This is a genomic window from Acetobacter senegalensis, assembly GCF_001580995.1.
GTDB classification, from domain to species: domain Bacteria; phylum Pseudomonadota; class Alphaproteobacteria; order Acetobacterales; family Acetobacteraceae; genus Acetobacter; species Acetobacter senegalensis.
On sequence record NZ_LHZU01000143.1, the window covers coordinates 1 to 11,648 of the forward strand.

Genomic DNA, 11,648 nt, shown 5'->3' on the forward strand with positions numbered 1-11,648 from the left:
TCAAACTGACCAGACGTGAGCCGCCAACAATCACATGGTCCAAGACGGTTATGCCCATAAGACTGGCGGCCTGGGCAATGCGATGCGTCATGGCGATATCTTCCTGCGAAGGCGAAGGATCACCGCTGGGGTGATTATGCACCAGAATCAGACCCACCGCTTTTAACTCCAACGCCCTGCGTACAACTTCCCGGGGATAGACCGGTGTATGGTCCACCGTACCGCGTCCCTGCATTTCATCAGCCAGAAGGCAGCGGTGCGCGTCCAGAAACAGAACCCGCACCTGCTCCACCAGTTCCTGCGCCAGCATAGCCCGCAGGTAGGCGTAAAGCTGATCTTTATCCGCCAGCACGTTGTTGCGCATAAGCCGGGCACGTTGCAGCCTGATACCCGCTTCATGCGCCAGTAGGAAATAAACCTGTAAAAGACTGTTCCCGCCTGTGGCCTCCTCCATGTCCGGTAAGGACGCACGGATGGTTGCCGCCAACGATCCAAAACGCTGCAGGAGTGCCGCGGCAAGATCATCCGGGTTGATAGAGCGCGACGCGACAGCCGCAATCAGACGCGCCAGAATCTCCTTGTCATCAGGGGCTGGAGCATCTGGTGTGTCACCATCAGGCTCATACCCCATAAGGCGCGTAAGAAAGGGTAGTTCCACGGGCTTCATGCCGTGCAACGCCTGACCCATATCGGCAAAGCCTTTGCCCTTAGGGGTCACAGACTTTGTGCTTCCTGTTTTCCTGAAAGCGGGCGTCTTCTTCACCACTCCTGCCCTACCAGCCGGAAGCTGCGCCATTCCCCTTTTTTCAGAACCAGATGATCGTGCACATCCACAGAAAACAGCGGGGCCTCTTTCAGCAACATCTGCACAAACGGTGTATCCGCCGCCATCTGACGATCGGGCTCCAGCGTTACTGGCGTCAATCTTATGGTAATCACGGCAGAGGCGTTCACTGCGAGAGCTCGCTGCAGAAGAAACGCAACAGCAGACCGTAATGCCTCTTCCATCGCCTTGGCAGTCTGTGCCTTGCTTGCAGCAGGCTGAGAAGCAGACGTCTCAGCCTCATCTGGCACCTGTTCATCGGCCAGAAGCTGATTCCGGCTATCCAGAAACAAGACCCGCATCTGGCCTGCAGGCAGTCTGGCGTAATGCACATCACAATATTGCAGCAGTGCATCCCAACTGCCCAGAACAACGCGTACCTGCTCTTCAGGCTTGGCCATGCTGTCCGCCACGGCAGGCATAAGTGTCAGCAGCCTTGTGGAAAGTGGCCCAACACCCTGTTTTTTCAGACTCTCTGCCGGAGCCTCCAGCACAGCAGCCAGAGACCCGAAATGATTAATCAACGCCTTGGCCTGCGGTTTGGTATCCCGCCGTGGCACGCCGGGAAACAGCAGCATTTCCAGTATTTCATAATCAGCGAGTGAGTCCGCCCCCCTTTTCAACACACGTTGGCGCATGCGCTGCCGGTGGCCTTTGGGGCCTGTGCTGGCAAATGCAGGACCATCCGCAGCCCCGGCCGCTTTTTCACAGGGCGTTCCTGCTTTTTCTCCCGCAAACGGGCCGTCCATTCTGTCACTCCGATTGGCCTGAGGCGTGCAAGACTATATAAGAGCCAGGTGACTACATCCGAACACCCCTCCTCACCGCTTTTTTCATCGTCCTCTGGTGAAGGCGAGTCCTATCTGGCGCGCCTGAACCCGGAACAACGCACGGCGATTGAAACAACCGATGGCCCCCTGCTGGTTCTGGCTGGTGCGGGAACGGGAAAAACGCGGGTACTTACCACCCGCTTTGCCCATATTCTGCTGACAGGCCGCGCCAAGCCATGGCAGATTCTGGCCGTGACCTTCACCAACAAGGCCGCACGTGAAATGCGCGAACGGATCGGGTTTATTCTGGGCGAACCCGCGGAAGGCCTATGGCTGGGCACGTTCCATGCCCTGTGTGCCCGCATGCTGCGCCGCCATGCGGAATATGTGGGCCTGACACACAGCTTCACAATTCTGGATACGGATGATCAGTTACGCCTGCTCAAACAGGTGATGGAGCCGTGGCGCATTGATATCAAACGCTGGCCGGCACCGGGCCTGTTAGGCGTGATCCAGCGCTGGAAAGACCGGGGCCTTACGCCCGAACGCGTGACCGACACCGAAGATTCGGATTTTGCGGACGGTCACGCCCGCGCCATCTATGCCGCGTATCAGACCCGCCTGCGCCAGCTGAACGCCTGTGACTTTGGCGATCTGATGTTGCATGTCACGGAAATTCTGCGCACACGGCCTGATGTGCTGGACCAGTATCACCGCCTGTTCCGCTATATTCTGGTGGATGAATATCAAGATACCAATACCGTTCAGTACCTCTGGCTGCGCTTGCTCGCCAAACGTTCCGGCGCGCCCTCCAACATCTGCTGCGTGGGGGATGATGACCAGTCCATCTATTCCTGGCGCGGTGCGGAAGTTGAAAACATTCTCCGCTTTGAAAAAGACTTCCCCGGCGCGCAGATTGTACGGTTGGAACGCAATTATCGCTCCACGCAGCATATTCTGGGGGCCGCGGCCGGCCTGATTGCCCATAATGGTGAACGGCTGGGCAAGACCCTCCGCTCCGGCAAGGAAGACGCCCGCGGCGAGAAAGTTACTGTCACCGGGGTGTGGGATTCTGATGCAGAAGCCCGTGCTGTGTGTGACGCAGCAGAAAAATTCAAGGCTCAAGGCCACTCACTGGCAGAAATGGCCATTCTGGTACGCGCTGGTTTCCAGACGCGCGCTTTTGAAGAACGGTTGGTGCAGATTGGCCTGCCCTATCGCATTGTCGGTGGCCTCCGCTTTTATGAACGCGCGGAAATCCGGGATGCTTTGGCCTATATGCGCGCCGTGCATCAACCAGCGGATGATCTGGCGTTTGAACGGATCATTAACACGCCCAAACGTGGCGTTGGCCCTGCCGCTTTGCAGAAATTCCACGCCGCCGCCCGTGCCAGAGAAGTACCGCTGTCAGCTGGAACGCAGGCCCTTCTGACTGAAGGCGGCGTAAAAGGTAAAATGGCGGATCAAGTCCGCAAACTGCTGGACGTGCTGTCCACCACGCGGGACATTCTGGCGCGTGAAGGGCATGTAGTGGCCGTGGAGCATCTGCTTGAAGAAAGCGGCTATCTGGATATGTGGCGGAATGACCGCTCGCCAGAGGCTCCGGGGCGGCTGGAAAACCTGAAAGAACTGGTACGCGCTCTGGCCGATTTCGGCACGCTTGCCGAGTTTCTGGAACACGTCGCGCTGGTGATGGAGCACGATGAAAACGCAGGCGATGCCAAGCTCTCGCTCATGACCCTGCATGGGGCCAAGGGGCTGGAATTTGACATTGTCTTCCTGCCCGGCTGGGAAGAAGGCGTTTTTCCCTCCCAGCGCACGCTGGATGAAGGCGGCCTGAAAGGGCTGGAGGAAGAACGGCGTCTTGCCTATGTGGGCATTACCCGTGCCCGCAAACACGCCCTGATCTATCATGCTGGCAGCCGCCGCATTTACGCCAACTGGCAGCCTTCCATGCCCAGCCGCTTTCTGGATGAACTGCCCGAAGAGCATGTGGCCCGCCAAAACGAGGGCGCGACCCAGCGCCGTGGCCTGAACCTGTCTGATTCGGTTTTTGAAGGCGGCATGCCCCTCACCAGCCGTCGGCGGCAGGACCCGCTTCTGGCGGAAACAGCCCCCACCTTCCAGCTTGGTGACCATGTGCGCCACCCCCGGTTTGGCGTGGGTATCATTATCGGTGCAGACCGGCACCACCTTGAGGTCGTCTTTGAAAGTGGCGACACCAAGCGTCTTCTGTCCTCCTTCATAGAGAAACTTTAATGGCCGCTCCTCCCCGCAGACACGCTACCGCACTTGAAACGGTTACGGTCACTGTTCCTGAAGCGGCTGTTGAGGCCTATGAAAACGCCATTGGCAGCGTATGCACCACGGTTGGTATTTTTGAAGCCAACCCGGAAGGTACGATGTGGCGCGTAGAAGGTGTGAAAGACGTTGGCCACCGGGATGATGACCTCGCCCTTGCCCTGACCCTGGCAGAACTGACCAGCAGCGTAAGCGCGGACCTCAACCGTGTTCCGACAGAAGCCGAGGGCTGGCTGGCGCGTACCTATGAATCCTTCCCCGAACAGGAAGTAGGCCAGCATTTTGTTGTTCGCGGCACCCATCTGCCAGACACCCCCAGCCCCACCCGTATTGTGCTGACATTGGATGCCGGCGTGGCCTTCGGGTCTGGCGAACATGGCTCTACCCGGGGGTGCCTGCGGGCTCTAGAACGCATTGCTTACCGCAAACCCCGGCGCATTCTTGATCTGGGCTGTGGCTCCGGCATTCTGGCCATGGCTGCCGCCGCCCTGTTGAATCAGAAGGTTCTGGCCGTGGATATCGAACCATGGTCCGTGCGGGTTTCTGCCGAGAATGCCAAACGCAATGGCTTGAGCCGCTCGCTCATATGCCGTCTGGGCAATGGCTGGAAAACACCGGAAATCCGGCATAATGCGCCGTATGATCTGGTCTTCGCCAACATTCTGGCCCGCCCCCTGTGCCTGATGGCCAAGGATCTTGCCCAGAATCTGGCTCCCGGCGGCACGGTCATTCTGGCAGGACTGCTCCGTACCCAGATCCGCATGGTTCTGGCCGCACACCGCAGGCAGGGGCTGGTGCTGGAACACACTTTCCTTGAAGGGGATTGGGCCACGCTGGTGCTGCGTCGTCCCTATGGTGCTTCCGCCTGATACACTCCCTTCCCGGCCTGTGCGCTCTTCCACCGCATGGGCCTTTCTCTATCGGCCGCCACATTCTTCCCTGCGAGGTTCCTTATGCCCTCTTCTTCCGCCTCTCGCCTGAGCGCCTTGCGTAATCTGCTCAAACAGAACGGTCTGGATGGGCTGATTATTCCGCATAGTGATGAATTTCTGGGGGAATACACGCCAGCCTGCGCAGAACGGCTGGAATGGCTGACCAATTTTTCCGGCAGTGCGGGCGCGGCAGTCGTGTTGCCAGAAACTGCTGCGGTGTTCTCTGATGGCCGTTACATCACCCAGATGGATCAGCAGGTGGATAAAAGCTGTTGGGAGCGGCAGCATATCATTCAAACACCGCCTTCTGTGTGGTTGACCAAACATGCAGCGGCCGGTAGCCGCATCGGGTATGATCCGCGCATCATGAGCAGTGCGGAACTGCGGCCTTTCCAGAAAGCCGCCAAGTCCTTCTCTTTGGTGCCGACAGACGGCAATCTGATCGACCGCCTCTGGTCGGATCGCCCTGCCTTTCCTGCGGCTCCCGCTGTTGTTCATCCACTGGCCTATGCTGGCGAAGACTCGCACAGTAAACGGGTCCGTCTTGGTCAGTCTCTGGCGCAGACCGGTCTGACTGCGGCCGTGTTGAGCGATTCCGCATCCATCGCGTGGCTTCTTAATATTCGTGGCTCGGATATTCCCTGCACACCTGTCGTTCTGGCATTCGCCCTTCTTCATGCGGACGCCACGGTTGATCTATTCCTGCAGGCCAGCAAACTCCCGGCAGATGTACGGGAATGGCTTGGCCCCGATGTGCGAGTGCATGACCCGGCAAAAATGGAAGCAGTTCTCGCTACTCTTGCTGGCCAGACTGTTGCCGTTGATCCCGCTACCAACGCCGTGTGGTTTGCAGAAACCCTTACCCGGCACGGCGCAATCGTGCAGGAAAGTTCTGACCCATGCCTGCTGCCCAAAGCGTGCAAGAATACCGTGGAGCAGGAAGGCACACGCAAGGCGCACCTGAAAGATGGCATCGCCCTGTGTCGTTTCCTGCACTGGCTGGATACGGATGGTCAGGGCACCACAGAACTGAAAGCCGCCGCCAAGCTGGATGCGTTCCGGGCCGAAGGGGCAGACTACCGGGGTGAATCCTTCCCGGCCATTTCAGGGGCGGGCCCAAATGGAGCCATTATTCATTACCGCGTCACGCCGGAAACGGATCGCACGCTGAACGCCAACGAGGTCTATCTGATCGATAGTGGCGGCCAGTATCCTGAAGGCACAACCGATGTCACCCGCACGGTGTGGACTGGCCCGGATACTCCCCCAGCCCCACTGAAAGAAACCTTCACCCGTGTGCTGAAGGGCAATCTGCGCCTCGGTCGCGCCCGTTTCCCGGTTGGCACAACCGGCAATGCGCTGGATACGCTGGCACGATTCGACCTCTGGCAGGCCGGGCTGGATTATGACCACGGCACAGGCCATGGCGTGGGCAGCTTCCTCTCCGTGCATGAAGGGCCTGCCCGTATTTCCAAGGTTCCGAACCCCATTGCCCTTCAGGCTGGCATGATCCTCTCCAACGAGCCGGGTTATTACGAGCCCGGCGCTTACGGTATTCGGCTGGAAACACTGGTTCTGGTGCATTCCGTCCCCACACAGGATGGCGCACGCCCTACTCTGGGGTTTGAAACGCTGACACTGGCGCCATTCGACCGTCGCCTGATTGATCCGGGGATTCTCGGGGCGGAAGATATGGCCTTACTTGATGCCTACCATGCGCAAATCTTGGCCCTGATTGGCCCACATCTGCCTGAAGACGCCAGAAAATGGCTTGAAACGGCCTGCGCGCCCCTCAACAGGGCGTGAGGCAGAGGCGAAGTTGCGACTGGTCACGCAATTGGGAATCGCGTCACCAGCCGAACAGGCGCAGAAAAGCTGCGAAGTGAAGGGAGCTTCTAGAATGACGACAGACAGCAAAACCATCCCCGCTACTCTTATCGCCGGCGACGGTATCGGTCCCGAAATTGTGGAATCGGTGATCGAAATCCTTGATACGGTTGGGGCCCCGTTTGAATGGGACCGTCAACTGGCCGGTATGGCCGGGGTGGATGCGGTCAATGATCCGCTGCCAAAACAGACCATTGAGAGCATTCGCCGCACAGGCCTGGCACTGAAAGGCCCGCTGACCACTCCGGTTGGTGGCGGCTTCAAGTCCATCAACGTCACACTGCGTCAGGAGTTCGGCCTGTTCGCCAACCTGCGCCCGACCAAGACCATTGTTCCCGGCGGCCGGTTCGACAAGATCGACCTGGTTCTCTTCCGTGAGAACCTTGAAGGCTACTATGCCGCCATGGAGCACTACATCCCGGTGGGTGAAGACCCCAAGGGCATTGCACTGAGCTCCGGCTTCAATTCCCGTGCGGAATGCCGCCGCATTGTGAAGTTTGCGTTCGAATATGCGGTCAAGAACAACCGCAAGACCGTAACCATTGTTCACAAAGCCAACATTCTGAAGCTGCTGACCGGCCTGTTCCTTGAAGAAGGCCGTAAGGTTGCTGAAGAATACAAAGGTCGCGTTGCCTTCAACGAACGGATTGTTGACGCCTGCGCCATGCAGCTTGTCATCAACCCGTGGCAGTTTGACGTGATTGTCACCACCAACCTGTTTGGTGACATCCTGTCTGACCTCACGGCCGGTCTTGTTGGCGGTCTGGGCATGGCTCCGGGCGCAAACATTGGTGAAAAAGCCGCCGTGTTTGAAGCCGTTCACGGTTCTGCACCGGACATTGCCGGCAAAGGCATTGCCAACCCGCTGGCCCTGCTGCTGGCTGCCGTCATGATGCTTCAGCACATCGGCCGTCAGGATCTGGCTGACCGTATTGATCTCGCCATCAAGAAAGTCATCACGGATGGAGGTCTGCGCACGAAGGATCTGGGTGGCGACGCCACAACCAAGGATCTGACCGCGGCCCTGAAACAGCAGCTCGTCTGATTTCAGGCTGACAGAACGGGAGGCAGGCTTTTCTGCCCGCCTCCCTTTTCTTGGCCATCTGTAATTTTACTTTTAAATTTCACTCTTTTTACAAATTTTCGATCAGATTGCGTATCATGCCCGACATGATACCCAGCTTTTCCGTTCAGTGGCCGCTCCTCCGGCTTTCCCCTGCCTGTACCATTTGCGTGTCTTCGTCCACGCCTTCGCTTTCGCACGCACTCGAAACGGAGATAACCAACCTCTGGGCGCAGGCTCGCCAGAAAACGCCCGCCTTGTTCAATGGCTGCGTCTTCACGGCTGACCGCGTTACCGCCACCACCATATCCGGACACTGGACAGAATACCGGCGAGTTTTTGCCCAGATGAAAAACCCCGCTCTTTTTCCTCATCTGCGCCTGCAATCGTTGGCCGTGATCGGTCTTCTTGAAACACCCGATGGGTACGTTCTGGGCCGACGGCACCCTTCCTCCCTCTATCAGGGAAATTTCTGGCAAAGCCCCCCGGCAGGCAGCATTGAAAAACGTGGAGAACGCGCAGATGTCTCTCTCCCAGAGCAAATCCTGGCCGAAGCAGAAGAAGAACTTGGGCTAACAGCGCATGACCTTACCGTAGAGGCTCCACAACTGATCTGCCGCCATCCGGGCACCCGTATTCTGGATATCGGCCTTTCCCTTCACACCTCCTTACCTTTCAAAGAAGTGGAGGAACGCTGGCAAAGCTGTGCCAATCAGGAATATGACCAGCTTGCTCTTGTTCCTAAAAAGGAGATTGCAAGCTGGCTGCAACGCCCAGACCTCCTCCCCACTTCCCGTGCTCTGCTGGAAGCCGTCTCTCCATGAACAAGCCCACTTCTTCCCCTGTTTCTTCAGAGCATCCGGAACAGGAAGGGCTGACGCCTCATCTGGTTATGGTGATTGCCGCTGCGTGCGGGTTGATTGTGGCCAATCTTTATTACGCGCAGCCGCTGGCTGGGCCGATCAGCGCCGCGCTGGATATGTCCGCAAGTCAGGCAGGCCTGATCGTGACCATGACACAGATGGGCTACTGCCTTGGCCTGTTGCTGATTGTCCCGCTGGCTGACCTGCTGGAAAATCGTAGCCTCATTGTCTGGATGACGCGGCTTGTCATGCTGGCGCTGCTGGTTCTTCCTTTTTCCAGCCACCCTGTTCCGTTTCTACTCGCAATAGGACTGGTCGGGCTGCTCTCCGTCGCCGTGCAGATTCTGGTACCATTTGCCGCCCATCTTGCACCAGAGGCAATCCGGGGGCGCGTGGTAGGTAATGTCATGAGCGGCCTCATGATGGGCATCATGCTGGCACGCCCCGTTTCCAGCTTTGTTGCTCAGTTTTTTTCCTGGCAGACCATTTTCCTGCTATCCGCTGGTGTCATGCTGGCTCTGTCCATTGTGCTCCAGCGTGTCTTGCCACAGCGCATCCCCATAACGCAGAGCAGTTATCGTGATCTCCTGCTCTCCATGGTGCATTTGCTCACTCATACCCCGGTACTGCAAAGACGGGCCTTTTACCACGCCTGCATGTTCGGAGCGTTCAGCCTGTTCTGGACCGTTACCCCCCTTCTTCTCGCCGGGACGCCCTATCTGTTTTCCCAAGGGAAAATAGCGCTTTTCGCATTTGTTGGTGTAGCAGGAGCCATTGCTGCCCCCATTGCAGGACGCATTGCGGACAAAGGCTGGACCTGGCCCGCAAGCCTCGCCGCTATGGGAATAGCGTCCCTTGCCTTTCTCTCAACCTGGCTGTTTCACCAACCCGGCCTGTTTGTTCTGGCGCTCTGCATTGCCGGTGTGGCGATTGATTTTGGTGTCACCGCAAATCTGGTATTGGGGCAGCGTGCCTTGTACGTGCTTGCGCCGGAACACCGCGCGCGCCTTAACGGCCTATATATGGCCATCTTTTTTCTGGGCGGAGCCGCTGGCTCAGCTTTGGGAGTCTGGGCATATGCCCACGGCGGCTGGATATGGGCTTCAACATTAGGAGCCGCTCTACCTGCCCTCGCCTTCCTTGTCTGCCTGACGGAAAAACGCACCTGAGAATTCGGAAAAGCCCTATCTGAGCTTTTCTGTTAGTAGCAATATCAATGAGTTGTAATTCTGATCTAACCCAAAAAAAGAGAGTTTTTTGAACTCTCTTTCTAAGACACACACTCTTGTCACGACTGCTTAGTGACTTTTCAAGCGGCTTATATATCCGCTAGATGACACGGCTTTCGCTTGCCGGACGGTTAGAAGAAAAACGCCCAAGAAATTTCGAAAATCTCAAACCACTTGATTCAGCTAACAATATTATCAAAAAATTGGGGCAAATTCACAAAACAAAAAGAGGGCTTTTAAAACCCTCTTTTTGGTTCTATTCGCAGATTCCGCAGCAAATTTATCCAAAAACCAATAGCCACGGAAACAACTTCACGCAGAATCCACCAACATGAAACAACGCAGATCGTTCTCAAATAGAAGAGAATGCTGTGCTTTTTCCCAGAGTTTCAATTCTTTTCTCAAAGCACACCACAATCCGCCGAGACCTCCTCTTCGCTTTAGCCCATAGCCTGCCAGAGAGGCAGACGAGCTTTGTAAGGAGCATCAATCTGCTGAATAACTTCCTCAAATTTGGACTGATCATAGAGTTTGACCCGTTCCTCATTGGGAATACCCTGCAGAGCACGGAAAGCCGTGCGAGAAAGCGCACGATTAAAGATGCCTGGTCCTGTTTTATAAGCAATATAAAGATGTTTATGCTTATAGCAGTTATTATACAGAATACGCAGGCACTCTTCCATAATACTGCTTTTGGCGACTGTGCCGTAAAAATCATTATGGGTGACGAAATTCTGCGTCAGAAACAGAACAACATCATCTTTCTGATCCAACATGAACTGTAGAGCTGCTTCATCGCGGATACGGGCATCAGCATCCAGCCACCAACCGCCAAGTAGATTGGTCACATGCACCCGCAGGAAGTCAGCGGCTTCCGCAGGATGACGCATGCCAAGGAAAAATTCGCGCGCTTCAATGCCATAATATTCATACAGCCAAGAAGCCGCTTTTTCCTGATTAAAAACCTCAATTTCCAGATCAGGAATACCCTGATGAAAATAGATATTTTCAGTAATTTCTTCTGGTGGCTCTTTATCCCAATACATAAAGAGTTTTCTCGGGATAGTTTTCCCAGTTTCTCTGTCCCCTTTGTCGCTATTGAAGAGGCTTGGTTGAATTTTCCTAGCTATTTCAAGATAAAGCCAGTCAATTTCTTCGCCACTGAGAAATTCTTCAAATGCATTTCCGATATGAACCAGAGCATCCTTATTGTCTCCACCGCGCCAAGCAGATGCAATCCCTTCAATGTAATTAGCGTATGGACGACACTGCCCAGCGAGCGTTTGCAAATCATGTTCAGGCAAAGGTTTGCCTGCTTTGAGAAGACACAATAAGCGCACTTGCATCAAAGACTGCGGAAGCGGGTATTGGTCCCTGTTTGTAGCACGAATACGAAACGCCAGTCCGTAAATACAGGCTGCTTCAAATGGTTTTTGGTTACGATGAAGAATATTGGCAACGGTGAAAGCATGCTCCAGCACCGTTCCGCCATGATGGCCAAAATACTCCATGGCCTGATGGTCGCGCTCAATGCACTCAATTTCAAAGGGCATTGGCTCGGGAGGATAAATATCCAGTGTATTTTCTGCCACCAGCGCGTCTAATGTTTTTTCAGTCATAAAAAACTGCCTAACCTCGCATTGTTAGGACTATACTTAATCCAGAATTCCTAATTTTCAAAGTAGCGATCATAACCCTGACGAGACTAAATAGACTGAATAAAAAGCACAGCAAACATTTAGTCCTCCCATCAAAACGAGAAGGGAAACAACAGCAAGCA

At 55.7% G+C, this 11,648-nt stretch carries 10 protein-coding genes; 7 read left to right on the plus strand and 3 right to left on the minus strand.

Features of this window, described 5'->3' with window-relative positions; all coding sequences use genetic code 11:
• Positions 1-718: JAB domain-containing protein (locus AD948_RS13640; RefSeq protein ID WP_082782469.1), on the minus strand; the 718-nt coding region annotated here is incomplete at its 3' end.
• Positions 719-759: 41 nt separating this feature from the next.
• Positions 760-1,572 (minus strand): JAB domain-containing protein, encoded by an 813-nt coding sequence (locus tag AD948_RS13645; protein WP_061472404.1) that lies wholly within the window; start codon positions 1,570-1,572, stop codon positions 760-762.
• 48 nt (positions 1,573-1,620) lie between these two features.
• On the opposite strand from AD948_RS13645, the gene AD948_RS13650 reads away from it, so the two are divergent.
• The 7 genes from AD948_RS13650 (at position 1,621) to AD948_RS13680 (ending at position 10,203) form a co-directional block, all read left to right on the plus strand.
• A complete protein-coding gene (locus AD948_RS13650) occupies positions 1,621-3,852 on the plus strand; it encodes an ATP-dependent helicase (RefSeq protein ID WP_211264490.1) in 2,232 nt (743 codons plus the stop codon).
• Positions 3,852-4,763: a 50S ribosomal protein L11 methyltransferase gene (locus tag AD948_RS13655; RefSeq protein WP_061472405.1), complete on the plus strand. Its 912-nt coding sequence runs from the start codon at positions 3,852-3,854 to the stop codon at positions 4,761-4,763. Before AD948_RS13650 ends, AD948_RS13655 begins: the two co-directional genes overlap by 1 nt.
• Before the next feature lie 84 nt (positions 4,764-4,847).
• The gene (locus AD948_RS13660; RefSeq protein ID WP_061472406.1) at positions 4,848-6,632 is read left to right on the plus strand and encodes an aminopeptidase P family protein; all 1,785 of its coding nucleotides are present in this window, start codon (positions 4,848-4,850) and stop codon (positions 6,630-6,632) included.
• A 94-nt stretch (positions 6,633-6,726) separates the two neighbouring features.
• Positions 6,727-7,758 carry an isocitrate/isopropylmalate dehydrogenase family protein gene (locus AD948_RS13665; protein WP_006557089.1) on the plus strand — a complete coding sequence of 344 codons (1,032 nt, stop codon included), beginning with the start codon at positions 6,727-6,729 and terminating at the stop codon, positions 7,756-7,758.
• 188 nt (positions 7,759-7,946) lie between these two features.
• Positions 7,947-8,600 (plus strand): NUDIX hydrolase, encoded by a 654-nt coding sequence (locus AD948_RS13670; RefSeq protein WP_248846043.1) that lies wholly within the window; start codon positions 7,947-7,949, stop codon positions 8,598-8,600.
• The gene (locus tag AD948_RS13675) at positions 8,597-9,808 is read left to right on the plus strand and encodes an MFS transporter (RefSeq protein ID WP_061472407.1); all 1,212 of its coding nucleotides are present in this window, start codon (positions 8,597-8,599) and stop codon (positions 9,806-9,808) included. The genes AD948_RS13670 and AD948_RS13675 overlap by 4 nt, the downstream gene beginning before the upstream one ends.
• Before the next feature lie 164 nt (positions 9,809-9,972).
• The gene (locus AD948_RS13680; protein ID WP_061472408.1) at positions 9,973-10,203 is read left to right on the plus strand and encodes a hypothetical protein; all 231 of its coding nucleotides are present in this window, start codon (positions 9,973-9,975) and stop codon (positions 10,201-10,203) included.
• A 105-nt stretch (positions 10,204-10,308) separates the two neighbouring features.
• Here AD948_RS13680 and AD948_RS13685 read toward each other — a convergent pair whose 3' ends face one another.
• Positions 10,309-11,487: a glycosyltransferase family 32 protein gene (locus AD948_RS13685; RefSeq protein WP_061472409.1), complete on the minus strand. Its 1,179-nt coding sequence runs from the start codon at positions 11,485-11,487 to the stop codon at positions 10,309-10,311.
• Positions 11,488-11,648 lie beyond the last annotated feature (161 nt).